The sequence below is a fragment of the Streptomyces sp. NPDC046727 genome, from assembly GCF_040645635.1.
Taxonomy (GTDB): Bacteria; Actinomycetota; Actinomycetes; order Streptomycetales; family Streptomycetaceae; genus Streptomyces.
On sequence record NZ_JBEYYR010000043.1, the window covers coordinates 26275 to 52661 of the forward strand.

At 71.9% G+C, this 26387-nt stretch carries 22 protein-coding genes and 1 pseudogene; 13 read left to right on the forward strand and 10 right to left on the reverse strand.

Features of this window, described 5'->3' with window-relative positions; translation table 11 throughout:
• The first annotated feature begins 32 nt into the window (after positions 1-32).
• Complete coding sequence (locus tag ABZ937_RS36130; protein ID WP_361698389.1) at positions 33-752, forward strand: Mut7-C RNAse domain-containing protein; 720 nt, start codon at positions 33-35, stop codon at positions 750-752.
• Here ABZ937_RS36130 and ABZ937_RS36135 read toward each other — a convergent pair.
• Together ABZ937_RS36135 and ABZ937_RS36140 are read right to left on the reverse strand one after the other, a co-directional pair.
• Positions 749-3208: a galactose oxidase early set domain-containing protein gene (locus ABZ937_RS36135; RefSeq protein ID WP_361698391.1), complete on the reverse strand. Its 2460-nt coding sequence runs from the start codon at positions 3206-3208 to the stop codon at positions 749-751. The two genes, ABZ937_RS36130 and ABZ937_RS36135, sit on opposite strands and share 4 nt — an antisense overlap.
• Positions 3209-3279: 71 nt before the next feature.
• Positions 3280-4710, reverse strand: a complete 1431-nt coding sequence (locus ABZ937_RS36140) for a glycosyltransferase family 39 protein (protein WP_361698393.1) — start codon at positions 4708-4710, stop codon at positions 3280-3282.
• 525 nt (positions 4711-5235) lie between these two features.
• On the opposite strand from ABZ937_RS36140, the gene ABZ937_RS36145 reads away from it, so the two are divergent.
• Positions 5236-6462 carry a glycosyltransferase family 2 protein gene (locus ABZ937_RS36145; RefSeq protein ID WP_361698477.1) on the forward strand — a complete coding sequence of 409 codons (1227 nt, stop codon included), beginning with the start codon at positions 5236-5238 and terminating at the stop codon, positions 6460-6462.
• Positions 6459-7655 (forward strand): glycosyltransferase family 2 protein, encoded by a 1197-nt coding sequence (locus ABZ937_RS36150; RefSeq protein ID WP_361698395.1) that lies wholly within the window; start codon positions 6459-6461, stop codon positions 7653-7655. The genes ABZ937_RS36145 and ABZ937_RS36150 overlap by 4 nt, the downstream gene beginning before the upstream one ends.
• Positions 7656-7677: 22 nt before the next feature.
• On the opposite strand, the pseudogene ABZ937_RS36155 reads toward ABZ937_RS36150, so the two are convergent.
• Positions 7678-9728, reverse strand: a pseudogene (locus ABZ937_RS36155) (thioredoxin domain-containing protein).
• Positions 9729-9875: 147 nt separating this feature from the next.
• Between ABZ937_RS36155 and ABZ937_RS36160 the strand changes: the two are divergent.
• A complete protein-coding gene (locus tag ABZ937_RS36160; protein ID WP_361698397.1) occupies positions 9876-10232 on the forward strand; it encodes a hypothetical protein in 357 nt (118 codons plus the stop codon).
• 60 nt (positions 10233-10292) lie between these two features.
• Here the strand turns inward: ABZ937_RS36160 and ABZ937_RS36165 are convergent, their stop codons facing one another.
• Complete coding sequence (locus tag ABZ937_RS36165) at positions 10293-10880, reverse strand: helix-turn-helix domain-containing protein (protein ID WP_361698399.1); 588 nt, start codon at positions 10878-10880, stop codon at positions 10293-10295.
• A 149-nt stretch (positions 10881-11029) separates the two neighbouring features.
• Here ABZ937_RS36165 and ABZ937_RS36170 point away from each other — a divergent pair, with 149 nt between their 5' ends.
• Together ABZ937_RS36170 and ABZ937_RS36175 are read left to right on the forward strand one after the other, a co-directional pair.
• Positions 11030-11416: a hypothetical protein gene (locus ABZ937_RS36170; protein WP_361698401.1), complete on the forward strand. Its 387-nt coding sequence runs from the start codon at positions 11030-11032 to the stop codon at positions 11414-11416.
• A gap of 113 nt (positions 11417-11529) precedes the next feature.
• Positions 11530-14784, forward strand: coding sequence for a tetratricopeptide repeat protein (locus tag ABZ937_RS36175; RefSeq protein WP_361698403.1), 3255 nt, complete (start codon positions 11530-11532; stop codon positions 14782-14784).
• A gap of 11 nt (positions 14785-14795) precedes the next feature.
• Here ABZ937_RS36175 and ABZ937_RS36180 read toward each other — a convergent pair whose 3' ends face one another.
• Positions 14796-15044 (reverse strand): hypothetical protein, encoded by a 249-nt coding sequence (locus ABZ937_RS36180; RefSeq protein ID WP_361698405.1) that lies wholly within the window; start codon positions 15042-15044, stop codon positions 14796-14798.
• Positions 15037-15897 carry a mycothiol conjugate amidase Mca gene (gene mca, locus ABZ937_RS36185; RefSeq protein ID WP_361698479.1) on the reverse strand — a complete coding sequence of 287 codons (861 nt, stop codon included), beginning with the start codon at positions 15895-15897 and terminating at the stop codon, positions 15037-15039. The genes ABZ937_RS36180 and mca overlap by 8 nt, the downstream gene beginning before the upstream one ends.
• Positions 15898-16020: 123 nt before the next feature.
• Here mca and ABZ937_RS36190 point away from each other — a divergent pair, with 123 nt between their 5' ends.
• Positions 16021-16419 carry a DUF4307 domain-containing protein gene (locus ABZ937_RS36190; protein ID WP_361698407.1) on the forward strand — a complete coding sequence of 133 codons (399 nt, stop codon included), beginning with the start codon at positions 16021-16023 and terminating at the stop codon, positions 16417-16419.
• Positions 16420-16609: 190 nt separating this feature from the next.
• The gene (greA, locus tag ABZ937_RS36195; protein ID WP_361698409.1) at positions 16610-17110 is read left to right on the forward strand and encodes a transcription elongation factor GreA; all 501 of its coding nucleotides are present in this window, start codon (positions 16610-16612) and stop codon (positions 17108-17110) included.
• 88 nt (positions 17111-17198) lie between these two features.
• Here greA and ABZ937_RS36200 read toward each other — a convergent pair whose 3' ends face one another.
• The 3 genes from ABZ937_RS36200 to ilvA all read right to left on the reverse strand — a co-directional run bounded on the left by ABZ937_RS36200 (position 17199) and on the right by ilvA (position 20497).
• Positions 17199-18056, reverse strand: coding sequence for an ABC transporter permease (locus ABZ937_RS36200; protein WP_361698411.1), 858 nt, complete (start codon positions 18054-18056; stop codon positions 17199-17201).
• Complete coding sequence (locus tag ABZ937_RS36205; RefSeq protein WP_361698413.1) at positions 18053-19036, reverse strand: ATP-binding cassette domain-containing protein; 984 nt, start codon at positions 19034-19036, stop codon at positions 18053-18055. Before ABZ937_RS36205 ends, ABZ937_RS36200 begins: the two co-directional genes overlap by 4 nt.
• Before the next feature lie 231 nt (positions 19037-19267).
• Positions 19268-20497: a threonine ammonia-lyase gene (gene ilvA, locus ABZ937_RS36210; protein ID WP_361698415.1), complete on the reverse strand. Its 1230-nt coding sequence runs from the start codon at positions 20495-20497 to the stop codon at positions 19268-19270.
• 161 nt (positions 20498-20658) lie between these two features.
• Here ilvA and ABZ937_RS36215 point away from each other — a divergent pair, with 161 nt between their 5' ends.
• The 3 genes from ABZ937_RS36215 (at position 20659) to ABZ937_RS36225 (ending at position 22109) form a co-directional block, all read left to right on the forward strand.
• Positions 20659-21165, forward strand: coding sequence for a MarR family transcriptional regulator (locus tag ABZ937_RS36215; protein ID WP_361698481.1), 507 nt, complete (start codon positions 20659-20661; stop codon positions 21163-21165).
• Positions 21166-21265: 100 nt separating this feature from the next.
• Positions 21266-21769 carry a sigma factor-like helix-turn-helix DNA-binding protein gene (locus tag ABZ937_RS36220; protein WP_361698417.1) on the forward strand — a complete coding sequence of 168 codons (504 nt, stop codon included), beginning with the start codon at positions 21266-21268 and terminating at the stop codon, positions 21767-21769.
• Positions 21770-21860: 91 nt separating this feature from the next.
• Positions 21861-22109 carry a hypothetical protein gene (locus tag ABZ937_RS36225; RefSeq protein ID WP_361698483.1) on the forward strand — a complete coding sequence of 83 codons (249 nt, stop codon included), beginning with the start codon at positions 21861-21863 and terminating at the stop codon, positions 22107-22109.
• A gap of 8 nt (positions 22110-22117) precedes the next feature.
• Here the strand turns inward: ABZ937_RS36225 and ABZ937_RS36230 are convergent, their stop codons facing one another.
• Positions 22118-23272 (reverse strand): cystathionine gamma-synthase, encoded by a 1155-nt coding sequence (locus ABZ937_RS36230; protein ID WP_361698419.1) that lies wholly within the window; start codon positions 23270-23272, stop codon positions 22118-22120.
• 153 nt (positions 23273-23425) lie between these two features.
• On the opposite strand from ABZ937_RS36230, the gene ABZ937_RS36235 reads away from it, so the two are divergent.
• Together ABZ937_RS36235 and ABZ937_RS36240 are read left to right on the forward strand one after the other, a co-directional pair.
• Positions 23426-24544, forward strand: coding sequence for a hypothetical protein (locus ABZ937_RS36235; protein WP_361698421.1), 1119 nt, complete (start codon positions 23426-23428; stop codon positions 24542-24544).
• A gap of 189 nt (positions 24545-24733) precedes the next feature.
• A complete protein-coding gene (locus ABZ937_RS36240) occupies positions 24734-26365 on the forward strand; it encodes a M48 family metalloprotease (protein ID WP_361698423.1) in 1632 nt (543 codons plus the stop codon).
• Positions 26366-26387 lie beyond the last annotated feature (22 nt).

Genomic DNA, 26387 nt, shown 5'->3' on the forward strand with positions numbered 1-26387 from the left:
GCCGGGCCGGCGTGGCGTGCGATGCTGACGGGGTGAACGGAACCGAGATCCACGTCGAAGTCGCCTCCGAACTCCACCTGTTCGTGCCGGCCGCCCGCCGCGGCGGGGCCACACCCCTGGCCACGGACGGCGTCTCGACCCTCGGTCATGTCATCGAGTCCCTCGGGGTCCCGCTCACCGAGGTCGGCGCCCTGGTCGTGGACGGCCGCACAGTCCCGCCCTCGCACATCCCGGCGGCGGCCGAGCGGGTCGTCGTCCGGCCGGTGGAGCGCCCCCAACGGGTGCCCGGCGCGCCGCTGCGCTTCCTCCTCGACGTCCACCTCGGGACGCTGGCCCGCCGGCTGCGGCTGCTCGGCGTGGACACGGCGTACGAGTCGACGGACATCGGCGACCCGGCGCTGGCCGCCCGCTCCGCGGCCGAGAAGCGGGTGATGCTCAGCCGCGACCGGGGCCTGCTGCGCCGCCGCGAACTGTGGGCCGGCGCGTTCGTCTACAGCACCCGCCCCGACGACCAGCTCCACGACGTCCTCGACCGCTTCGCCCCCGACCTCCACCCCTGGACCCGCTGCACCGCCTGCAACGGCCTCCTGAAGGAAGCCACCAAGGAGGAGCTGGCCGACCGGCTCAAGGGCGGCACCCAACGCTCGTACGACGTCTTCGCCCAGTGCACGACCTGCGGCCGGGCGTACTGGAAGGGCGCGCACCACGACCAGCTCGAAGCCATCGTGGAGCGCGCCCTGAGGCAGCGCTAACGCCTCGTCAGGTCTCCCTTCCCGCAGGCGATGCCGTCCCTGTTGCGGTCCAGGTGGTGCCGGTCGCGGCCGTGTACCTCAAGGCGGCCGTAGCCCTTGGCGAGGAGCCAGGCGCACCGGTCGGCCTGCTTCGTCTTCGGGAACGTCCACGGCACGCACTGGTTGATCCGGCCGTAGGCGTGGTCGCAGCCGTCGTAGCCCTCGGCCATCTTCACGCCGTGGTGGTGTTCGTGTGTGCTCTCCTGGGTGGCGCTCGCCTTGAGTTCGTCGGCGAAGGACTGCACACGGGCCGCGGCGATCTGGCCCTCGGAGCCGACGCGCACCCACTTGGACACCGACGGGACCCCGTTCGCGTCGACCACCGACAGCATGTACCAGCCGGGCGGCGCCAGGTTCGGATTGCTGGTCAGGCTGAGGTCGATGGTGTTGCCGTCGACGGTCATCGGCAGGTCGACGTAGCGCTGGTTGGGGTCGGAGGAGTGGGTGACGGCGGCCGGGCGGATGAGCGATGCCTTCACCACCGGCTTGTCGACGGTGATGCGCTGCGCGGTGCCGTACGTCCAGCGGGTGCTCGCGAGCGAGGTGATCTGCGGCCGGTCGCCCTTGAACAGGTACGGCGGCTGGTAGATCGACACGCGCTGGTCGAAGGAGCCGTCACCGGGGTTGTTGCCGATGCTGAGCACCCGGCCGTCCGGCAGCAGCGTGGACGAGGAGTGGTAGGTCCGCGGGACCGGGTCGGTGTCCAGGCCGGCCTGGAAGGTGTTGGTCGCCGGGTCGTACAGGGAGGCCTCGAAGACGGGGTCCTCGCGGTAGGTGTGCAGGGCGCCGCCGGTCTCCAGGACCTTGCCGTCGGGCAGGATCACCGCGGAGACGTAGACCTTGCCCTGGGCGCCGGTCTGCGGGCTGCCGTCGGTGTAGTGGCCCTGCGGCAGGTCGGGGCCGGGCACGTAACCCGGAAAGGCGGCCTTCATGTCGATCAGGTCGGTCAGCCGGTGGGCGTCCGGCGAGACGGTGTGGTTGCCGCCGCCCATGGTGAGGACCTTCTGGTCCTGGGCGGGGGGCAGCAGCACCGACATGGACTGGTCGCGCTCGTCCTTCCTGCGCAGTCCGGGCACCTCGCTGATGGTCCCGGCGTTGTAGTCGTAGACGGAGGCGCCGGTGCCGGGCAGGCCGCCGCCGAAGACATGGCTGCCGGTGTAGAAGAGGCGGCCGTCCTGGAGCAGGATCATCGACGGGTACAGGCCCCAGAAGGACCAGGCCTGCTTGGCCTCGCCCATCGGCAGCCACTTGTTCTGGGCGTAGGAGAAGTGCTCGTTGACGACCGTGCCGGCGGAGTCCTCGCCGAGGCCGCCGAGCGCGATGACGTCACCGTTGCCCATCTCGGTGGCGGACGGGTACCAGTGCCCGGCCAGCAGGTCGTTGACCTTGATGTACTTGTTCTGCGCCGGATCGAAGACGTAGCTGGTCCTCAGGCCCTTGTAGCCGACGCTGCCGTCCGGGGCGGCGTAGTCCTTGTTGCCGCCGACCACCAGCACCCGGCCGTCCGGGAGCTGGACGTGCCCGGCGCAGAAGAAGTCCTCCGGGGTCGGGATGTCGGTGTAGGTGCCGGTCGCCGGGTCGAACAGGCTGGTCTTGAAGGTGCCGGCGGCGAACGCGTTCCGGTCGTTTCCGGAGCCGGCGATCAGCAGCACCTTGCCGGTGTGCAGCAGCACCGAGTGGATGGCGCGCACCGGCGAGTTGACGGACTGCACGGTCCACTTGCCCCGGCACTCCGGCCCGGTGCCACCTGTCGTACAGGGGTCCGGCCCGGCGAGGACGGTGGCGTCGGTCATCGCGTAGTCGTCGGTGGTGAGGGTGCCGACGCCGTAGAGGGCGCCGCCCCAGGTGATCCGGTCGGTGTTCGGCGGGATGACCGGGGTGCGCACCTCGGTGCGGGTCCAGCCGGCGGACTGGGGCAGGGTCTTCAGGTCGGTCCAGTAGACCCAGCCCTGGGCGGTGTCGTGCCGGAACAGGGTGAACGCCACGTTCGGGGTGCTGGACCTGTACCAGAACGACAGGTCGTACTGGTGGTCGGGCGTGACCTGCGGGGCGCAGGAGTTCTCCAGCATCATCGTCTTGCGGTCGCCGTCGGCGCGCCGGGTCAGCTGGATGCGGACGGCGCGGCTGCCGCTGTGGGCGTCGTCGGTGACGGTGAAGGAGAAGTCGTTGTCGCCCCAGCCGGACTTCTCGAAGCACTGCGGGAACTGGGACGGCCCGTCGAGGACCTCCAGGCCCGGGTTCTTCACCAGGTTGCTCGCGGCGGTGGCGCTCTGCGCGCCGAGCGGGCCGAGGCCGACCGCCGCGCCGAACAGCAGCAGGGCGGTCAGCAGCAACCGGGTTCTGGACGGCCGGGCTCTGGACGGTCTGCCCGAGCGGTACGGCGTGCGCGGGCGGTTGGGCATGACGGTGTACGGCATGGCGGGTCCCCCCTTGATCGGTGGCGGCCTTCCGGATCAGCCGGAACGGGCGGTGCGGGCGTCCTTCCGGATCAGCCGGCGCGGCCGATCCGGAGGATGTCGATCCGGCCGCCGCCCTCCCCGAAGGTGGCGACCGGAGTGCCGTGCGCGAACAGGGCGCGCAGCGTGGGCAGATGCGCACGCTCGCCGCGCAGGGCGGGAGTGGACACCACGTAGTCGATGTCCCGCCAGCCGTGCGGCAGCGTCTTGGTGACGGCCGGGTCCTGGTCCAGCTTGTAGTGCCAGATGACGCCGGTGCCGGGCCGGTATCCGGCGTCGACCGCGTCCAGCCAGAGCACGCCGTCGGTGACCAGGCGGACCTTGTCGCGGTCGCCGGTGTCCGTGTCGCGCAGCCAGCGGGCGGCCTCGCGGTAGACGCGGTTGTCGTCGGCGGTGGTGGCCAGCCGGTCCTGGTGGTACCAGGTGGGGCCGGCGGCCACCGCGGCGGCGGCGATCGCGGCGAGGGCGGCGGTGGCCCGCAGCCGGGGCCGGCCGGGCAGCCGCTCGATCAGGACCTGGGCGAGTCCGGCGAGGGTCAGCGCGAGGAAGGGCAGCACCTGCACGATGTACATCTGCGGCAGGTATCCGCCGGGCCGGAGCGCGACCAGGGCGAGCACCAGGACGCCGAGGGCGGCGGGCCGCAGCCGGCGCACCGGCAGCGCGCACAGCGCGGCCACCGCGCCGCCGACGGTCAGGTACGGGTCGCGGGTGAGCCAGTCCGCGAAGAGCTGGTGGGCGTCGGTGCCGGTCTGGAAGGCGGAGCCGCTGCCCTCGCGCCCGCCGAGCTGGAACTTGAGCGTGCCGAGCAGCGAGACATGGCCGGCGCCGGGCAGCAGCTCGCCCTTGAGCAGGGCGTACAGCGGATAGAACAGGCCGGTCAGCACGAACCCGGAGAAGAAGCCGGCCAGGGAGAACTTGCGGGTGCTGGAGTGGCTGCCCTGCCACATGGCCACCAGCAGCACCGGCAGCAGCACGCCGATGGTCTCCTTGGAGAGCACGGCGAACGCGAAGGACATGCCGGCCGCGACGTGGTGCCAGAGGTGGCGGCGCGGCGACAGGGCGAAGGCGAACGCGGCCAGCGCCCACAGGACGGCGAAGTTGTCCAGGTAGATCTGCCGGTCCAGAACCACGGCGAGCGGCGACAGCGCGTACAGCAGGGCGGCGCCGGCGGCGGTGGGCCGGGCGAGGCCGAGCCGGCGGCCGACGACGTGGACGAGGACGCAGGTCACGGCGGCCACCGGGAGCATGGCGATCCGGCCCTGGACGAAGGTGGGCAGGTCGGGCAGGAGCAGGTCGGTCAGCCAGGAGACCGAGGAGAGCTGTATCCAGCCGAGCGGCGGGTGGTCGTACCAGTAGGTGTAGTGCGCGAGTGCCCCGTGCCGGACGGCCCAGGCCTGTGCGAGATAGGTGCCCTCGTCGTCATTGGGAAACGGGTATTTCCCGATTCCCCGCGCGCGTACCACGAGCGCGATGATGATTACCGGCGCAACCCAGAGATAATCCTTGCGAAACAATGTGCGGCGTGCCGCGGGCCGGTCCTGTTGTGAATTCCCGGCCGTCGGCCGGAGAACAACGGCAGTCCCCATGCGGAATCCCCCACCCCCACTTATGGCCCGACTCCCCCTCCAGAGACTCCCCCTCGAACCCCCTGGAAATCGGGCAGGCCGCAGCATCATGGCACAGGTCGACCACCCAGATGTGCGGAACATAAAATTCCGCTCGTGCGCGGCAGCCACATTGCCGGAGAAATGGTGAACCTGCTACTTTCGCTGGAAAGCTCGCCGCGATCGTTTTCCGATCACGTTCCGGCCATGCAGGAAATCCTCCGGGAACACCGGGGGTAAGCACGACCGACGGGCCCGGGGGGAACCGGGGGGTTGAGAGGGGCCCGAACGATCGCGTTCCGCTGCGCGAGCACGAGGAAGACCAGGGAACCGAGGGGGGAATTCGTGGTCTCCGCTGTCCTGTTCATCGATTCCGTCGTTCTGATGGTGGCCGCCGGCGTCACGCTGTGGTGGATGCTCCACGCCTGGCGCACCCCGGAGACGCTCGAGTCCACGGCGTTCGCCGAGCCCGACGGCGAACCCGGCCTGTCCTTCTCGCTGCTGGTCCCCGCCCGGCACGAGGAGGCCGTCCTGCGGCACACCGTCGAGCAGATGCTCCGCATCGACCATCCGTCCTACGAGATCCTGGTGATCGTCGGCCACGACGACCCGGGCACCGCCGCCATCGCGGGGCAACTCGCCCAGGAACACCCCGAGAAGGTACGCACGGTCGTCGACACCCACAAGGTGAAGAACAAGCCGCGTGCCCTCAACACCGCGCTGCCGCACGCCCGCGGCCAGGTCATCGGGGTCTTCGACGCCGAGGACGTCGTCCACCCCGAGCTGCTCGACCACGTCGACTTCGCCTTCCGGCGCGAGAACGCCGACGTCGTCCAGGGCGGCGTACAGCTGATCAACTACGAGAGCAGCTGGTACAGCCTGCGCAACTGCCTGGAGTACTTCTTCTGGTTCCGCAGCCGGCTGCACCTGCACGCCCGCAAGGGCTTCATCCCGCTCGGCGGCAACACCGTCTTCGTCCGCTCCGAGCTGCTGCGGGCCACCGGCGGCTGGGACGGCAACTGCCTGGCCGAGGACTGCGACCTGGGCGTACGGCTGTCCAGCGGCGGCGCCAAGGTCGTCGTCGCCTACCACTCCGCGCTCGTCACCAGAGAGGAGACACCCGACTCCCTCAAGGGCCTCTACAAGCAGCGCACCCGCTGGAACCAGGGCTTCCTCCAGGTGCTGCGCAAGGGCGAGTGGCGCCGGCTGCCCGGCGTCGGCCAGCGGCTGCTCGCCCGCTACACCCTGAGCACCCCGTTCGTGCAGGCCGCGACCGGCGTGATGATCCCGCTCGGCATCCTGGCGGCGCTGATCGGGGGCGTACCGCTGCCGTTCTCGCTGTTCGCCTGGCTGCCGATGATCCCGATGGCTGCGATGGTGGTCTTCGAGGCCGTCGCACTGCACGACTTCGGCAAGGAGTACGGCTTCCGCATCGGCTTCCGGCACTACGTCAAGCTCATCGCCGGCGGGCCGGTGTACGCGGTCGTGCTGGCCGCCGCCGCGCTGCGCGCCGTGTGGCGCGAGTACACCGGGCGGCACGACTGGGAGCTGACCTCCCACGTCGGCGCCCATCTGCCGGTGCAGACCCCGCAGCCCCAGGAGGTCCGGTGACGGCGCTGCCCGCCCACGTCTCGATCGTCGTCCCGACGTTCAACGAGGCCGACAACATCCACGCGCTGCTCACCCGGATCGCCGCCGCCGTCCCGGACGGCGTCCGCGCCGAGGTGGTCTTCGCCGACGACTCCACCGACCACACCTGCGCGGTCATCGAGGAGGAGGCGGCGCACTGCCCCTTTCCCGTCGTCCTGCACCACCGGACCGAGCCGGCCGGCGGCCTGGGCGGTGCGGTGGTGGAGGGCTTCGCCCGCGCCACGGCACCCTGGATCGTCGTCATCGACGCCGACCTCCAGCACCCGCCGGAGCTGGTCTTCGAGCTGATCGGGCGGGGCGAGTCCACCGGCGCGGAACTGGTCGTGGCCAGCCGCTACGCCGCCGGCGGTGACCACGGCGGCCTGGCCGGCGGCTACCGGAAGCTGGTCTCCCGCTCCTCGACGCTGCTGGCCAAGTCCCTGTTCCCGCGCGCCCTGAGCGGGCTCACCGACCCGATGAGTGGCTTCTTCGCCGTCCGCCGTACGGCGGTGGACCGGGCCGCCCGCGAGGACGAGGGCCTGCAGCCGCTCGGCTACAAGATCCTGCTGGAACTGGCCGTACGGTGCCGGCCGCGCGGGGTCGCCGAGGTGCCGTACGCCTTCGGTGAGCGGCACGCGGGCGCGTCCAAGTCCACGGCGAAGGAGGGCATGCGCTTCCTGCGCCATCTGATCACCCTGCGCACCGCCGATCCCCGGGCCCGCGCGGTCGTCTTCGGGCTGATCGGCCTGTCCGGCTTCGTCCCCAACCTCGCCCTGCTGTGGCTGCTGACCGTGGCGTCCCCCGAGCTGCCGTACGCGCCCGCCGAGATCATCGCCAACCAGGCGGGGCTGCTGTGGAACTTCGCCCTGATCGACTCCTTCGTCTACCGCAACCAGCGGCGCCACCACCGGCGTACGGTACGGCTGCTCACCTTCGCGGCCGTCGGCAACGCCGACCTGGTGGCCCGGATCCCGCTCGCCGCGCTGCTCATCGCGGGCGCGGGCATGACGGCGCTGCCCGCGACCGCGCTCAGCATGGCGATCGTGTTCACGGCCCGCTTCCTGGTCGTGGACCGCTGGCTGTACCGGCGGCTGCGCGGCCGGGCGACGGCTCCGGTGGCCGTGCCGGGCGCGACCGAACCGGTTCCGGAACCGGTTCCGGATCCGCTGGGCTGACGGTCTGCTCCGGTCCGGCGGCTCAGGGGGCGGCGAGGCTCGCCTCCAGGGCCGCCGGGTCCGTCACCGGCAGATCGCAGACGAAGCCACGGCAGACGTACGCGGTCGGTGCGCCCCCGACGAGCGTGCGGCCGGCGAGGAGCGGGAACTCGTCGCTGTCCGGGGTGCCGCAGGCGACGACGGCACCCGGGGCGGCGCCCAGCAGTGCCGTACGGTGCAGGGCGGCCGTCCGCTCATCGGCGAGGGCCGGTCCGACGACGGCCACCTCGCGCGGCCCGTCGAGCAGCGCCTCGGCGGCGGCCAGCCCCCACCCGATGAACCGGGGCACGCGCGGCCCGAGCGTCTTCACGACGCCCAACGCCCGCTCGGCGGCGGTGCGGTGGGATTCCGAGCCGGTGTGGGCGGCGTAGCTCAGCAGCGCGCCGGCCGCGGCGGTCCAGCCGGAGGGGACGGCGTTGTCGGTGGGGTCCTGGGGCCGGCGGATGAGCCGCTCGGCGTCGGAGGCGGTGTCGTACAGGGCACCGGTCTCCGGGTCGGTGAAGCGGGCGAGGACATGGTCGAGGAGCAGTCCGGCGAAGTCGAGCCAGACGCCCTCGCCGGTCACCGAGGCGAGCGCGAGGAAGCCCTCGGCGACGTCGGCGTAGTCCTCCAGTACGCCCGCGTTGGGGCCGACGCGGCCGTCCTTGCTGGTGCGGGCGAGCCGGGCGCGGTCGTCCAGGTGGACGCGGACGAGCAGGTCGGCGGCGCCGATGGCGGCCTCGGTCAGATCGGGCCGGCCGAAGTAGGCGCCGGTCTCGGCGAGCGCCGCGACGGCCAGCCCGTTCCAGGCGGCGACGACCTTGTCGTCCCGTCCGGGCGCCGGCCGCTCGGCCCGCTTCTCCAGCAGCCGGCTCTTGACGGAGGCCACCTTCTCGGCGTCGAACACGCCTTCCGTCTGCGGAAGCTGGAGGACCGACTGCCCGTGCTCGAAGGTGCCCTCGTCGGTCACGCCGAAGTACTGGGCGGCGAGTCCGGCGTCGTCGCCGAGTACGTCACGCAGTTGCTCGGGCGTCCACACGTAGTACGCCCCTTCCACGTGCCGCCCGCTGCCGTCGTCGCTGTCGGCGTCGAGGGCGGAGGCGAACCCGCCCTCGTCCGTGCGCAGTTCGCGGACCATGAAGTCGGCGGTCTCCAGCGCGACCCGCCGGGCCAGGTCCGAGCCGGTGGCCCGCCACAGGTGGGCGTACACCCGGCACAGCAGGGCGTTGTCGTACAGCATCTTCTCGAAATGCGGCACGACCCAGTCGCGGTCCACGGAGTACCGGGCGAACCCGCCGCCGAGCTGGTCGTAGATCCCGCCCCGCGCCATCCGCTCACAGGTGTCCCGCGCCATCTGCAACGCGCCCTCGGCGCCGGTCCGCGCGTGATGCCGCAGCAGGAACTCCAGCACCATGGACGGCGGGAACTTGGGCGCGCCGCCGAAGCCGCCGCGCTGCGGGTCGTACTCGCGGGTGAGCCCGAGGAGGGCCTGCGCCAGCTCCTGCTCGCCGGGCGCCTCGGCGGCCTGGTGGCTGATCTCCCGCTGCGCGAGATCGCGCACGATCTTCCCGGCGACCTCGCCGACCTCGTCGCGCCGGGTGCTCCAGGCCTGCTGGACGCCCTCCAGCACCTGCCGGAAGGAAGGCATCCCGTGCCGCGGGGCGGGCGGGAAGTACGTACCGAAGTAGAACGGCTCCGCGTCCGGGGTGAGGAAGACCGTCATGGGCCAGCCGCCCTGCCCGGTGGCCGCCTGAACGGCCTCCATGTAGACGGCGTCCACGTCCGGCCGCTCCTCACGGTCGACCTTGACGCTGACGAAGTGCTCGTTGAGGTAGTCGGCCGTGGCCTGGTCCTCGAAGGACTCGTGGGCCATGACGTGACACCAGTGAATTACCGGAAACATAAGTGACAGGACGCATATCCCACCGACAGCAGGATGGGAACGTCCCGTCGCTTAGCTTCCGTCATCGCCTCCTCTCCCCATGGCCACCAATCCACCGGGTTGGAGGCGTGCTGGAGCAGATAGGGCGACTGCGCGTGAGCGAGTCGGTTCATGCCTGCATGCTCCCACGACGCAAGCACGACCCCAAGCGGATCCGTGCTCCCAATGAGTGCTTTTTTGATCATATGGCGATCTGTCGATGGTCATCGAGGCAGTAGTGAGGTGAGGCCGTCCTCGAAGACATGACAGGAGCGCTGAGCATGAAGCGAAGGAAAGCCGCCGTGACGCTTGCGGGCGCCATGCTGACGGTGGTCACTTGGGCGACTGACGCCCAGGCACAGCCGCCACCTCGACCGGTCAGCGGTTACCAGGTGGTCACCAGCACCCAGGTGCAACCCGGATCCAGCCTGAGCGACTACCAACTGCCCTGCCCGGGCACGAAGCACGTACTGGGCGGAGGGTATGACACCGAGGGCGCGACAGCAGCCAACTCGGTCGATGCCCGGACCTCCTCACCCACAGCGAACGGCACCGCCTGGCGCGTGCGCATCGACAACAGCAACGTCGGCCCGATCACGGTGCAGCTCTTCGCCGTCTGCGCCAACACCGCCCCCTAGCCGGGAAGTGCCACGCGGAGCGGACGGGGGGCGACAAGGGGAGCGGGCCCGGGGAGGCGCTCAGCCCGCCGGTTCGCCGTTCCGCTCCTGCGCGGGCTCGGGGACGGCGTAGAAGCGCATCAGCACAGGGCGCGCCCCGTCCGGGGCCTCCTCGCGTGGATGGCCGTAACGGTCGAGCAGCGCGTGGTACTCACGCATGAAGTCGAGGAGTTCCTCCTTGGTCATCCAGGAGCCGTGGCGCTGGACCTGGGCCCAGCCCTCCGGGCCCCGGTACTCCTGATGGGCCCGGCGGTAGAGGGCGGTGTCGAACTCGATCTTCAGATGGGCCAGCTCGGCGGCTGCCGCGTACTCCTCCGGGGCCATGGAGGCGGGGTCGGGCGTGGTGTGCCGGAAGGGCAGCACCCGCCACCAGCGCTCCCGGCCGCCGGACTTCTCCGGGATCTCCTCGATGAGCTTCTGCTCGGCGAGCTTGCGCAGGTGGTAGCTGGTGGTGCCGGAGCTCTCGCCGAGTTCGCGGGCGAGCACGGTGGAGTTCGCCTCGCCGTGCCGGCCGAGGTAGTCGAGGATCCGGCGGCGCAGGGGATTGCCGAGGGACTTGTAGAGAGCGGTGCGCTCCAGGCTGGTCATCTCGGGCAGGCCGTCGGTCATGCGGCCACGGTAACCCTGAGGCGCCCTGACACGTCCCTGAGCCGTCCCTGATGTCTGCCGAACTTTCTTTGCAGAGAATTCTCTGCGGTCTACGGTGGAGGCAGTGGCATCGGAACGCCGGGCGAGCCGGCGAGAAGGGGGCATGAGGGGTGCGGAAGGGGAGGAAGTGGACGCTGGTCCTGCTGGGGGCGGCAGCGGTGCTGCTGGTGCCGTGGATGGCGGTGCTGGCGGTCACCCTGCCCGGCACGACACGCGTCCACCACTGGTCGCTGGCCTGGATAGGCCTGGACGTCCTCCTGGCCACGGGGTGCGCGACAACGGCCTTACTGGGCCTGCGCGGTGACGCCCGCTGCCGTCTCACGGCCTCGGCGACGGCGAGCGTGGCGGTGCTGGACGCCTGGTTCGACATAACGACGGCCCACAGCGGCAACGCGCTGCTCCAAGCGCTCTGCTGCGCGGTGGCGGAGGGGGTGGTGGCGGGGGTGTGCGTGGCGTTGGCGTTGGCCAAGGGACGCGGGCGCGTGGAGTCCTCGTAGGCGCGGTCCGGGCACACTTCCCGCACATCCCGGCGATCGTCACCCCCTCGCGCTGCCGCCTCCCCCGAAGGACACTCGTACGCAAGGGAGTTGCCGCCGGAGGGGGACGGGACATGCGGGACGGCCATCGGGCGGAGGCCGAGCAGTTGCTGGTGCGGGCCGTGGAGGAGGAGGTACGGCGCTCGGGCGGGCGGATCGACGGGCAGGTGCTGCTGTCGCGGGCGCGCGGTGCGCTGGACGCGATGGCGGGGGCGGCCGGCGAGGAGTACGAGGCCTATACGCGCGCACTGGACGAGGCGGATGCCGGGCGGCTGACCTTCGGGCAGCGGTATGCGCGCGCGGGCGCCGGAACGGCCCTGCTGGTGGCGGCCGTTGCCGCCGTCGCCGCCGCCGTGGCCGACCTGACCCTCGGTACCGGCACCGGCACGGCCCTAGGCGCGGGGGTGACCGCGGCCGCGGTGGGTGCGGCGGCCACGGTGGTGAAGGTGGCCGGTGCGCATCTGCCCGCCGCGCACCACCGCGCGGGCGCGGCCGGCCAGCCCGGCGGCCCCGAGCAGCTGCGGCTGCAGTGGCTGACCGCGCTGGATGTGCGGGGCATCCGCCCGTTCCTCGACCAGCAGCGGGTGCTCAGCGCCTCCACCGGCGCGAAGAAGGCCGGGGGCCCGGCGCTGCGCGGCACGGACAAGAGCGCGGCGGCCCGCAGGCGCTCGGTGCTGGAGCAGTCGTTCGGGCAGCTTCCGGACGCCGACGGCCCGTTCGCGGGGCGCCGGGCGGAGCTGGGGCGGATCAGGCAGTGGGCGCAGGCGGCCCGCGCGGCCACCGAGACCCGGCCGACGGTGGTCGTGCTGCACGGCGAGCCCGGCTCCGGCCGGACCACGCTCGCGGTGCGTGCGGCGCACGAGCTGCGGGACCACTTCCGGGGCGCGGTGGTGGTGAACCTGCGCGGCGGCGGCCGGGAGGAGGCGCCGCTGTCCACCCGGGACGCTCTGCTGCACCTGCTCAACCGGCTGGGCGCGCCGCGGGAGCAGCTGCTGTTCCGTGAGCGTTCCTCCCCCGACCAGCAGGTCAAGCGGCTCGGCGAGCTGTATCACCGGCATCTGACCGGTCTGCCGGTGACGATCGTGCTGGACGACGCCTCGGACCCGGAGCAGGTGCGCGCCCTGGTGCCGGAGCGTTCCGACAGCCTGGTGCTGGTGACCGGCCGGGCACCCCTCGCCCTGCCCGCCGATCTGGCGGCATGGGTGCACGAGCTGCCGGTGCGGGCGCTGGACGCGGCGGGCGCCGAGGAGCTGCTGGCCGCGGCGGCCGAGGACGCTCATGGGCAAGGGAGCGAAGCGACTTCCTTGGAAGGGGGGCGGCGGGAGACGGGCGGGACGTACGACGCCGAGTCCGCCGACCGGGTCCGGCAGCTGTGCGGGGGTCTGCCGCTGGCGCTGCGGATCGCGGGTTCGGCACTCGGTCCGCGCTCACCGCGGCAGCTGGCCACGGACCTGGGCGCGTACGGCCCGGTGGAGCCGGTGGAGCGGGCGTTGTGGCTGCGTTACACCGACCAGCCGGAGCCCACCCGCCGGCTGCTGCGCCGGCTCGCCCTGGCGGGGCGTGCCTCGCTGGGCGCGGCGGCTGCCGCCTCGCTGCTCGCGACGGACGAGGCCGAGGCGACGCGGCATCTGGTGGCGCTCGCCCGGGCCGGGCTGATCGACCATGTGCGCGGCAGCCGCTACCGGCTGCACGACCTGGTGCGGGCCTTCGCGCGCGCCCGGCTGCTGGACGAGGAGGACCCGGCCGAGCGGGCGGCGGCGCAGGAACGGCTGATCGTGAACTACGCGGAGCTGGCCGACTCGGTGCTGCGCCTGGTGGACGGGAACATGTCGACGCGGTCGAACCAGTTCGGTTCGCACGGCTTCCCCTCGCTGGACGAGGCGCTGCGCTGGCTGGACGACGAGTCCAGCTTCATCACGGCGGCCCTGCGGCACGCCGAGGGGGTGGACCAGGCGGCCGTGCTGAACCTGCTCGGCGCGCTGTGCGACTACTGCCTGCTGCGCGGTGACCTGTACCGGCTGGGTGAGATCAGTGAGCTGGCGCAGTCGGTGGACCAGGGGCTGCTGGTGCGCTCGGTGCAGTGGCGCACCGGTATCGCGGCCCGGCAGCTGGGCGAGCTGGACAAGGCGCGGACCACGCTGGCGTCGGTCGTGGATCTGTACCGGGAGGCGCACCACGACGCGGGTGCGGCCCGCGCGCTGTGCTCGCTCGGGATCACGCTGCACCACCAGGGCAACCTCCCGGAGGCGGCGGCCAAGCTGCAGGAGGCGCTGGATCTGCAGGCGGCGCCGGAGCTGGCGACGGACCGGGCGTGGACGATGCACGCGCTGGCGGCGGTCCAGCGGGACCGGGCCCTGCTGGCGGAGGCGCTGGACCTGCTCACCCGCTCCCTGGTCCTGCACCGCGAGGGCGGCTCGCTGCACGGCGAGGCCTGGGCGCACTTCCAGCTGGGCCAGCTGGCGCTGCGCCTGGGGGACGTACCGCGCGCGGAGACGGAGCTGCGGGCCGCCCTGGAGCGGTACGGCCGGACGCGCGACGCGCGCGGTGAGGCGTGGGCGCTGACCCAGCTGGCCCGGGCCCGGCTGGTGGCCGGCGACGCCTCCGCCGCCGTGGAGAGCCTGCGCCGGGCGATGGCCCGGCACCGGGACAACGAGGACGCGCGCGGTGAGGCGTGGACGCTGTACTACCTGGGGCAGGCGCTGGAGGAGACCGGCGATCTGGATCAGGCGGTCCGCGACCTGGAGCGGTCCCGGACGATGTTCTCCCGGATGCGGGACGTGTACGGGCTGGCGTGCGCCCGGCACCACTCGGCGCGGGCGACCCGGGACCAGCGGGCCGCGCAGACCGGTTCGCTGCGCAACTCCGGCTTCGCCCGCCAGCTCCTGGTGGACGCGCGCGCCGACTTCCAGCGGATCGGTGTCGCCCACGGCGAGGCGTGGACCTGCCTGGAGCTGGCCGTGGTGGACGCGGGCAACGCGCGGACGCAGCAGGCGCTGGCGCTGTGCGACGAGGCGCTCACCCTGTTCACGTCCTACGGCGACCGGCGCGGCGAGGACTGGGCCCGCTTCCTGCGCTGCACCCTGCTGCCGTACGCGGCGCCCGGCGGAGTGGATGTGGGCACCGCGGTCGCGCAGGAGGAACTGGCCCAGCTGGCCCGTGCCGCACATCCGCTGCGGGACGACAAGCTGGGCGACTACGTCTCGGCGTACGCCCTGCTGCTGGAGCGGGGTGTCCAGCTGGAGGCCGGCTGGCAGGCCTGGCGGCTGCGCATGACTCCGGACCGCCACGCCCGGGAGGTGATGGGGGTGGCGGTACCGGCGGGACGGTGACCCTGGGGCCGTCAGCCCTGACGCGCCGCGGAGTCGGCCTTCTTGCCGGCCGGCTCCGTCCCGGCGTCCGGGGACTCCTTGAAGTCGACCTTCTGCATGTGCTTGCTCATCGACTTCATCAGACCCCACACGGCCAAGGCCATCACCGCGAAGACGATGAAGCCGAGGACGCCGGGGGTGACCTTGTTCTCGTCGACCTCCTTGGCGAGGGGAACGAGATGCGTCACTGCCAGGCTCACGCTTGCGCTCATGTCAGGCATTGTCCCGGATGCCCGCGAAGAGGTCGTCCTCGGGGAGGGAAGTGTCCACGAGCGACTTCGCCAGCTCGTACTCCTCCGTGGGCCAGACCTCCTTCTGGAGCTCCAGCGGCACCTTGAACCAGCCGCCGTCCGGGTCGATCTGCGTGGCGTGGGCGATCAGCGCCTTGTCACGGATCTCGAAGAAGTCCGCGCACGGGATGTGCGTGGTCAGCGTGCGCTCGGTGCGCGAGATCTCGTTCCACCGCTTGAGCCACTCCCCGTACGGCGACTCCAGGCCGCGGTCGAGCATGGCCTGGTGCAGCGCCTCGGTGCGGGGGCGGTTGAAGCCCTGGTTGTAGTAGAGCTTCAGCGGCTGGTAGGCGGGGCCGTACTCCGCCTCGGGGTACTTCTCGGTGTCCGCCGCGCCCTCGAACGCCACCATGGAGATCTTGTGCGTCATGATGTGGTCGGGGTGCGGGTAGCCGCCGTTCTCGTCGTAGGTGGTGATCACCTGCGGGCGGAAGGAGCGGATCTTCCGCACCAGCTCACCGGCCGCCTTGTCGACGTCCTCCAGGGCGAAGCAGCCCTCGGGCAGCGGCGGCAGCGGATCGCCCTCCGGGAGGCCGGAGTCGACGAAGCCGAGCCACTCCTGGCCGACGCCGAGGATCTCCCGGGCCTCGTCCATCTCCTTGCGGCGGACCTCGTGGATGTTCTCCTCGATGTACTTGTCGCCCTGCAGCTTCGGATTGAGGATGGACCCGCGCTCTCCGCCGGTGCAGGTCACCACCAGCACGTCCACCCCCTCGGACACGTACTTCGCCATGGTGGCCGCGCCCTTGCTCGACTCGTCGTCGGGGTGCGCGTGAACGGCCATCAATCGCAGCTGGTCAGTCAAGACTCAATCCTTGGTAGGTCGGCGCCCCGCGTCTTGGGGTGCGTTCGGCGGCTTCTATAGTGACCGAATCGGGGGGCGAATAATTCCGCGGAGAGGATGATCATGAGTACCGCGAGCACGCGGCTGCCCGAGGGCCGCTACGGCCGCTCCTCGGACGAGCGCGCCGACCGCAAGCTCAGGATCGCCGGTTCGGTGCTGGGCGCGGCCCTGCTCGCACTGATCGGCTATTTCGCCTACCACTACGTCGCGCAGAACGAGATCAGCGCCGAGGTCATCACCTTCCAGGCATCGGACGACGCGGTGAAGGTCCATCTGGAGGTCCGCAAGGACTCCGGCGCCTCCGGTTACTGCACCGTGCGGTCCCAGTCGGCCGACGGCGCCGAGGTGGGCCGGGCCGACTTCCGCTTCTCCGGACCGGACACGCGGATCGACCAGGTCGTCACGCTCCGTACGACGGCCAAGGGCACCACGGCCCAGCTGCTGGGCTGCCACGCCGACTGACGACGGGCGGGGACTCACCGGTCTCACCCGGAATGCGTAGGGCCCGACCTGCGTTGATGTGAATCTGATGGCTTATGTCCTCCCCCTTCCGCCCGTGAATTGTTAGGCTCGTGGTTTCGCCCTTCCGTGAGGGAACATTCTTCTGGGGAGGGCGATGCTTTGTATTCCCAGTACCGACGAGGAGCACCCTGTGACCCAGACCAGCGAGAACGTCACCTGGCTGACCCAGGAGGCGTACAACAAGCTCAAGGACGAGCTTGAGTACCTTACTGGTCCTGCGCGCACGGAGATCGCCGCCAAGATCGCGGCTGCGCGCGAGGAGGGCGACCTGCGCGAGAACGGCGGGTACCACGCGGCCAAGGAGGAGCAGGGCAAGCAGGAGCTGCGTGTGCGCCAGCTGACCCAGCTGCTGGAGAACGCCAAGGTGGGCGAAGCTCCGGCCTCCGCGGACGGTGCCGTCGCGCCGGGCATGGTCGTCACGATCGCCTTCGACGGTGACGAGGACGACACGCTGACGTTCCTGCTCGCCTCGCGCGAGTACGCGAGCGCCGACATCGAGACGTACTCCCCGCAGTCCCCGTTGGGCGCGGGCGTCATCGGCCACAAGGTCGGCGAGGACGCGGAGTACGAGCTGCCGAACGGCAAGAAGGCTTCCGTGCGGATCCTGAAGGCCGAGCCCTACGCGGGCTGACCCCGGTCTCCGCTTCGTTCCAGGCCCCCGGCGGCCCTCAGGGCCGCCGGGGGCTTCGTCTTGCCCGCGGCCGTGCCGCCCACGGCCGTCATGCGGTCGCGGAGCGGTACCTGCGCACCGCGAGGGTGCGGAAGACCACGATGATCAGGGCCGAGTAGATCAACGAGGCCCAGACCGGATGCTCCATCGGCCAGGCGCCCGAGGTGGACTGCCCGGGGTTGGCGAACAGCACGCGGGCCGCCTGGACGGTGGCGCTGAACGGGTTCCACTCGGCGACGTGCCGCAGCCACGGCGTCATGTTGCCGGTGTCCACGAACGCGTTGGAGATGAAGGTCACCGGGAAGAGCCAGACGAGCCCGCCGGAGGTGGCCGCCTCCGGGGTCCGTACGGCGAGGCCGATCAGTGCGCCGATCCAGGTGAACGCGTACCCGAGCAGGAGGAGCAGGCCGAACGCGGCCAGGACCTTGCCGGCGTTGGTGTCGCCGTCGGAGCCGACGCGCCAGCCGACCAGCACCGCGACCACGGCTAGGACCAGCAGGGTGAGCGCCGTCTGCACCAGGTCGGCGAGCGTGCGGCCGGTCAGCACCGCGCCGCGGGCCATGGGCAGCGAGCGGAAGCGGTCGACGAGGCCCTTGTGCATGTCGTCGGCGATACCGGCGCCGGAGCTTGCGGTGGCGAACGTGACGGTCTGCGCGAAGATGCCGGCCATCAGGAAGTTCTTGTAGTCGAGTGCGCTGGTGCTGCTGCCGATCTTCATGGAGCCGCCGAACACGTAGGTGAACAGCACCACGAACATGATCGGCTGGATCAGCCCGAAGATCAGCATCTCCGGGATCCTGGACATGCGGATCAGATTGCGCTTGGCGACGATCAGCGAGTCGCGGACGGACCGGCCGAAGGGGTTGCCGGGAGCCGCGGCGGGCACGGCCTCGGTGACGGCGTTCATTTCACGGTCTCCTTGCCGGTCTGCTCGTCCTGGTCGGCGGTCTGCGCCATGTGCCCCGTCAGGGACAGGAAGACGTCGTCGAGGGTGGGGCGGCGCAGCCCGATGTCGTCTATCTCGATCCCGCGCACGTCCAGCTCGCGGATGATCTCGGCGAGCAGCTTGGCGCCGCCGGTCACGGGCACCGTGAGCCTCCGCGTGTGGTCCTCGACGGTGGTCTCGCCCTTGCTGAAGCCGCGGAGCACCTCCACGGCGGTCGCGATGTGGTCCCGCTCGTGCACGACGACCTCGACGCGCTCGCCGCCGGTGCGGGCCTTGAGCTGGTCGGAGGTGCCCTTGGCGATGACCCGGCCGTGGTCGACGACCGCGATGTCGTGGGCCAGGTGGTCGGCCTCTTCCAGATACTGCGTGGTGAGCAGCAGCGTCGTACCGCCGGAGACGAGCTGTTTGATGACCTCCCACAGCTGCAGGCGGTTGCGCGGGTCGAGGCCCGTCGTCGGTTCGTCCATGAACATCACCGGCGGTGAGACCACGAGGGCCGCGGCGAGGTCCAGCCGGCGGCGCATGCCTCCGGAGTAGGTCTTGGCGGGGCGGTCGGCGGCGTCCGCGAGGTTGAACCGCTCCAGCAGCTCCGCCGCGCGCGCCTTGGCCGCCTTCGCCCTCATCTGGTACAGCTGGCCGACCATCTGCAGGTTCTCCCGGCCGGTCAGGTACTCGTCGACGGCCGCAAACTGGCCGGACAGGCCGATGGAGCGGCGCACGGCATCGGGGTGCCGCAGCACGTCCACGCCGGCGACGACCGCCTTGCCGCTGTCGGGGCGCAGCAGGGTCGTCAGGCAGCGGACCGTCGTCGTCTTGCCGGCGCCGTTCGGCCCGAGCAGGCCGAGGACCGTGCCCTCGGGCACATCGAGGTCGACGCCGTCCAGTGCCTTTACGTCGCCGAAGGTCTTCACCAGACCTTCGGCGTAGATGGCGCCTGGCATGTCTGTCTCCACGTCGTCGGGGATTCGGAGAGGGATTCGGAGCAAAGGCTAGGTTTGTCCGCCGGTTTCGCCCACCCTTTTCACAGGTGCGCCCGCCCGCCTCCGCGGACACGGACAGGCGGACCGGCGCCCACACAAGAACCATAACGCGATGTATCGCGTCCCTCAATACACTTCACCCGAACGGGTGGTGACAGGGTGCGCGGGCCGCCGGGGCGGGCCCGCCGGGTGTCAGCCGATGACCGTGTAGCCGGCGTTCCGCAGGGCCTGGCCGACCTCGGTGCAGTGCGCCGGGCCCTTCGTCTCCAGGTGCAGCTCCACCTCGGCCTCCGTCAGCCCGAGCCGGGGATCGGTGCGCACGTGGCTCACGTCGAGCACGTTGGCGTCGACCTCCGACAGCACCCCGAGGAGCGTGGCGAGCGCGCCCGGACGGTCCGTCAGCCGCAGCCGCACGGCCAGGTAGCGGCCCTGCGCGGCCATGCCGTGCCGCAGCACACGCTGCATCAGCACCGGGTCGACGTTGCCGCCGGAGAGCACCGCGACGACCGGGCCCTCGAAGGCGTCCGGCGCGGCCAGCAGTGCGGCGACCGGGCTCGCCCCGGCCGGCTCCACGACCAGCTTGGCCCGCTCCAGGCAGAGCAGCAGCGCCGCCGACAGCTGGTCCTCGCTGACCGTGCGCACCTCGTCGACCAGCTCGTCGACGATCCCGAACGGCACCACGCCCGGCCGCCCCACCTTGATGCCGTCGGCCATCGTCGCCGGGTTCCGCAGCGAGACCGGGCGGCCGGCGGCTAGCGAGGGCGGGTAACAGGCGGCCCCCTCCGCCTGTACGCCTACGATCCGGACGTCCGGCCGGATCGCCTTCACCGCCACCGCGATGCCGGCCGCGAGCCCGCCGCCGCCCATGCCGACGACGACCGTGCGCGCCTCCGGGCACTGCTCCAGGATCTCCAGTCCGACCGTGCCCTGGCCGGCGATCACGTCCGGGTGGTCGAAGGGGTGGATGAACACCGCGCCCGTCTCGGCCGCGTACTCCTCGGCGGCGGCCAGCGTCTCGTCGACCACCTGGCCGTGCAGGCGCACCTCGGCGCCGTACTCCCGGGTCGCGCTGATCTTCGGCAGCGGGGCGCCCTTGGGCATGAACACCGTCGCGTGCACGCCCAGCAGCGAGGAGGCGAGGGCCACGCCCTGCGCGTGGTTGCCGGCGCTCGCGGCCACCACACCGGCCGCCCGCTCCTCCGGCAGCAGCCCGGCGATGCGCACATAGGCGCCGCGCAGCTTGAACGAGCCGGTCCGCTGGAGGTTCTCGCACTTGAAGTGCACTGGCGCGCCGACCAGTTGGGACAGGTGCCGGCTGCCCTCCATCGCCGTCACCCGTGCCACGCCCGAGAGCATCTTCTGGGCGCCGCGCACATCGTCGAGGGTGACGGAACGCAAGGAGTCAGCCGTGCGGTAGGTCATGACTCCAGCATCGCAGTTCACGTTTGCGTACGACGGGTGTGACCAAGCAGCGAGACCGGTTTGCGCAGCGCCGGTACGGCCCGGCGCCGGGCCGCGTACCCTGTCCCCCAACCCAGCAGCCTTCATGAAGCGAGCCTCCGGCCATGCCCACAACACCTGAAATGTCGATGGACATGACGACCGTCGGTGACACCGGTCTTCTCGACACGCTCCAGCACGAGGTGGCGGTGTTCGCCCGCCGTGCCGAACAGACGCGGCTCGGCGGCGTCGGCCAGGTGCGCAACTCCATGGACCGCGCCGCGTACCTGCTGCTCAACCGGCTCGACAAGGAAGGCCCGATGGGCGTCAAGGCGCTCGCCGCGAGCATGGGCATCGACTCCTCCACGGTGACCCGGCAGGTGGCGCCCCTGGTCGACACCGGGCTCGTCAAGCGCACCTCGCACCCGGAGGACGGGCGTGCGGTGGTGCTCCAGCTGTCGCCGCGCGGCTGCGCCCGGCTGGAGGAGGTGCGGTCCTCCAGGCGTCAGCTCATGGCCGAGCTGACACACGACTGGGCACCGGAGGAGCGTGAGCAGTTCTGCACGCTCCTCACTCGCTTCAATCACGCGCTGTCCGCGCGGATGACGGTGCAGGGCGTTCCGGCGGCGGAGCAGCCGCCGGCCTCCTGAGCCGCACACCGCACACGAGGGCTCCGGAGTCTTGACCCGGGGCCGCCGCTGGCCTCATATGAGACCGGGTCCGGACAGGGCCCCGTCGGGGGGAGGCGCGGTGCGTGATCGGCAGCTGGCCCGTGGTGTCCGCCGGGCCCGGGAGTTCGAGGCGTTCGTCGCGGGCGCGGCCGGGCGTCTGCTGCACGCCGCCACGCTGCTCACCGCGGAGACGCCGGACGCCAACCCGCGCGCGCGGCGCCTGCTGACCCTGGCGCTCGCCCACACCTACGCCCGCTGGGACCGGCTGCGCGGCGAGGACCCGTACGACTGCGCCCGCCAGCATCTCGCCACCCGCTTCGCCCGCAGCACGTGGCACCAGTACGGCGCCTTCGGGCGCGCCCGCCCGGATCCCCGCAGTCCGCTGGCCGCGCTCACCCCGCAGGAACGGCTGGTCCTCGTCCTGCGGCTCTACGAAGGCGTCGCCGAGGAGCAGGCGGCGGCCCTGCTCGGCCTCCCGCCGGAACGCGTCCACACGCTCTGCGACCGGGCGACGGCCACGGTGCTGCACCCTGCCGGCCGTTCGGGCCCCCGGCCGGTGGGAACGAGGACGGCACCCTCATGAGCGCCGCCCGGGGCGGTGGGCCCGCCATGAAGCGCGTCGGACTGCCGCTCGGCGGTACGAGGAGCCGTGGGTGCGGTCCTGGGGGGCCGCGGTGAACCGGAGTGAGCGGGAAGCCGCCGTGCGGCGGATCATGGAGGCGGCCGTGGCGCCGGTGCCACCGGAGCTGGGAGCCGACGCGGTGCGGCGCGGGGAGCGCCTGCTGCGGCACCGGCGGCTGGTCCGCCGGGTGCTGTGGCTGCTGGCCTGCGTCGCGGTCGTCGCGTTCGCCGTGTGGGCGGCCGACGCCCACCCGTGGGTGGAGCCGCCCTCGCAGACGACTCCACCGATCACCGGCTGGTGACTCAGGCCCTAGCCGAGGGCCTGCTTCAGGTCCTCGATCAGGTCGTCGACGTTCTCGATGCCGACCGACAGGCGCACCAGGTCGCCCGGGACCTCCAGCGGGGAGCCCGCCGCGGAGGCGTGCGTCATCCGGCCGGGGTGCTCGATGAGGGACTCGACGCCGCCGAGGGACTCGCCGAGGGTGAACACCTTGGTGCGGCTGCACAGTTCGACCGCCGCCTCCTCGCCGCCCGCGACCCGGAACGACACCATGCCGCCGAACGCCTTCATCTGCTTGACGGCGACGTCGTGGCCGGGGTGGTCGGGCAGCCCCGGGTAGCACACGCCGGTCACGCGCGCGTGCCGCGTCAGCATGTCGGCGATCTTCGTGGCGTTCTCGCTGTGCCGGTCCATGCGCACCGCGAGGGTCTTCGTGCCGCGCAGCACCAGCCAGGAGTCGAAGGGGCCGGCGACGGCGCCCATCGCGTTCTGGTGGTAGGCCAGCTCCTCGCCGAGTGCCTGGTCGGAGACGATCAGCGCACCGCCGACCACGTCCGAGTGCCCGCCCATGTACTTGGTGAGCGAGTGCACGACGACGTCCGCCCCGAGCGACAGCGGCTGCTGCAGGTAGGGGGTGGCGAAGGTGTTGTCGACAACGAGCTTCGCGCCCGCGTCGTGGGCGACCTGGGCCACGGCGGCGATGTCGGTGATGCCGAGCAGCGGGTTGGAGGGGGTCTCCACCCAGACGGCCTTGGTCTTCGGGGTGATCGCGGCCCGTACGGCGGCCGGGTCGCTGGTGTCGGCGACCGACCACTCCACGCCCCAGCGGGTGGCGACCTTGGCGAAGAGCCGGAACGTGCCGCCGTAGGCGTCGTTCGGGATCACCACGTGGTCGCCGGGGGTGAGGAGCGTACGCAGCAGTGTGTCCTCGGCCGCCAGGCCGGACGCGAAGGCGAGGCCGCGACGGCCGCCCTCCAGCGCGGCGAGGTTCTCCTCCAGGGCGGTCCGGGTCGGGTTGGCGCTGCGGCTGTACTCGTAGCCGCCGCGCAGCCCGCCGACGCCGTCCTGCTTGTAGGTGGAGACCTGGTAGATGGGCGGGACCACCGCGCCGGTGAGGGGATCCGCGGTGTTGCCCGCATGGATCGCGAGGGTCTCGAAGTGCTCACTGATATGCCTGTCGCTCATTACACCGAGAGTAGTGCGCCCGGCAGGTTCCCGACGTCCGCAATGAGGGACTCGTCATGATCTGCAATCTCCCTGTCATGCACGGATCCGGAGTTGTCCACAGGCCGGCGGCGGGGTTCGCCAATTGTCGGCGGCGTCTGGTTCGCTTGTGGCATGGCGATTCTCTGGCTGCTGATGGCGCTGTTCATGCTGAGCCTCGTCCTGCTCCCGTTCATGCGACGCAGGCGCGGCATGATCGAGCAGGTCCCCGCGGGGCACCCGGACGCCGCCGACCCGGCGGCCTACGGTTTCGTGCGCCAGGAGGAGCTGGACCTGCGCCTGCCCGGCCCGGACCAGGACCTGCTGGAGGTCCTGGAGCTGGTGCAGCGCACGCAGGACTACCGGGCCGCCGCCCAGCTGCTGGCCGGCACCGAGTCCGAGGGCGAGCCGCGCTGGCAGCGGATCCAGGCCTTCGCCGGCGCCGCCGCGCTGGAGCTGCAGCAGCGGCCCGGCGGGGTGCACGAGACGCCGGGCGGCCAGTGGCTGCGGGTGTGGCGTGCCGAGCAGCCCAAGGACGCGGGCGGCGCCGCCGTCCACGCGGAGTTCCTGGTGCAGCAGGCCTGGCGGACGGCGACGCCGGGCGCGGACGACTTCCGGATCATCATGGAGGAGGCCCGGGACGCCTGCGCGCAGGCGGCCCTGCTGGCCCCCGGCGACCCGGTGCCGTACGTGACAGAGCTGTCCATCGCGCGCGGACTGGCCTATTCGCAGGCCGAGTTCGAGCAGCTGTGGCTGAAGGTCCTGGACCGCGCCCCGCATCACATGGGCGCGCATCTGGCCGCGCTGCACTACTGGTGCGAGAAGTGGCACGGCTCGCGCGAGCAGGCGTACGCGTTCGCCGAGGCCGCCGCGGCCCGCGCCCCGGAGGGCTCGCCGCTGGCCGCGCTGCCGCTGTTCGCGGTGTTCGAGCACCTCCCGGAGGTGAACCTGGTCGCGAGCTTCTACCAGAGCGAGGTCGTCACCAAGGCGATCCACGGCGCCCTGCACGCGGTGCAGTCGGCCCACCCCGACGACCCGACGCTCCCGCACGTCCGGCATCTGCTGGTGTTCTTCCTGGTCCGCGCCGAGCGCTGGGCGGAGGCCATGCACCAGCTGATACACGCCGACGGTCACGTCGGCGCGCTGCCCTGGACCCTGTTCACCGACCCCGCCGCCGAGTTCGCCCTGCACCGGGCGCTGGCGGTCGCCGGTTACGAGGCCAACGGCGGCAGCCCGGCCACCCTGCCCGGCTGACCCCGGCCCGCCCCCTCCCCCCACTCGCATTGCCCTGCTGACCTGCGGTACGGCATACTCCGGCATCCCCCCACACCGCACCACCCGCACCACCTGAACCACCCGGCCGTCGGGCCGGCGCTCCGTCATGTCCTGTTCCGACCGCTCTGTCACATCCCTTTTCTGGGGTCCTGTGGGGGGATCTGCCCGATGGGCGCAACTCTGCGCGCGCTGCGCGCTCTCGTGCTGCTGCTCGGCTTCTATCTGCTGAGCCTCGTTCTGCTCGCCGCGCTGATCGGCCTCGACGTCCTCGTCTTCAGCTGGGGACACGGCCCGCTCACGCTGAAGGTCGGCATCATCAGCGTGCTGCTGGCCGTCCCCGTCGTCCGCGGCATGACGATGCTGCGCACGCCCAAGGGCGAGGACCCGTACGGCGTCCCGGTCACCGAGGCCGACGAGCCCCGGCTGTGGGCGCTGGTCCGGGAGCTGGCCGCGGCGGCCGGCACCCGCGCCCCCGACCGGATCCTGCTCACCGGCGAGGTCAACGCGTCCGTCAGCGAGCGTCCGCGGCTGCTCGGCCTGTTCCCCGGCCCGCGCCGCCTCACTCTCGGCGTTCCGCTGCTGATCGGCCTGACCGAGGCCCAGCTGCGGTCCGTGCTCGCCCACGAGTTCGGGCACTTCACCGGCGGCGACACCCGGCTGTCCGCGCTCGTCGTGCGCGGGCGCGTGCAGATCGGCCGGGTGATCGGCCAGTTCCACGCCAAGGCGGACGACAAGGTGGCCGCCGACCGGGCCCGCCAGGAGCGGAAGTCCGCCGAGCGGGTCGCCAAGGGCAAGAAGGCCAAGCGGATCGACACGACCGGCGTCGGGGCGACGTACCGGACGATGGCGAAGATCTACACCGCGTACGGCAAGTTCTACCTGCGTGCCTCCCTCTCCACGGCGCGCGGCCAGGAGTACGCCGCCGACCTGACCGCCGCCCGGATCGCCGGCCGCGACGCGACCGCGTCGGCGCTGCGCGAGATCCCGGTGCTGTCCGCCTCCCACAACTTCTACCTGGAGTCGTACGCCACCCTGGGCCTGCAGGCCCGGCTGATGCCGCCGCGCGGCGAGTTCTTCGGCGGCTTCGGCCGGCTGCTGACGGCGCGTGAACTGGAGCTGGCGAGCCTCCGCGCAGAGCTGCCGGAGGAGCCGGTCGGGGCGTACGACTCGCACCCGCCGATCGCCGAGCGCGTACGCCGGATCGAGGCGCTGCCCGCCGACGGGCGTGCCGACGAGGCCAAGGGGGCGGCGCTGGCCCTGCTGACCGACCCGGCGCGCACCCTGGCCGCCCTGGAGGACGCCGTCGTCGCCGACGAGCTGCTCACCTACCCGCGCGCCGAGGGCTGGGAGGAGCTGCTGGACGCCTCGATGGCCGCGGGCCTGTCCACCGCGCGGACCCCGCTGCACCAGGCGCTGACCGAGTACACCGGGCAGCCGGCGACGCTGGCCACGCTGATGGACGTCATCGACAGCGGCATGCTGTGGCGGCTGGCGGCGAAGCTGCCGCTGTCCGAGGAGGCGGCTGGCGCGAAGGGACGGGCGTTCCGCGAGTTCGTACGGCCCGGGCTGCGCCGCTGGGTGCGCACGATGGTGCTGGCCGAGTTCAGCTCCCGGTCGCTGCTGCACTGGGAGTTCTCCTGGACCGAGCCGGCGACGGTGCGACTGCCCGGCTGGGGCTCGGAGACGGAGGACGAGGGTCCCGAGGCCGCGCTGGAGGCGGCCGTGGACGCGGCGCTCGCCGACCACCCCGACACCGCCGCGCTGCGCGCGATGCTGCCGCCGGCGACCCAGAACGTCTGACGAGCCCCGCCGCGAGAACAAG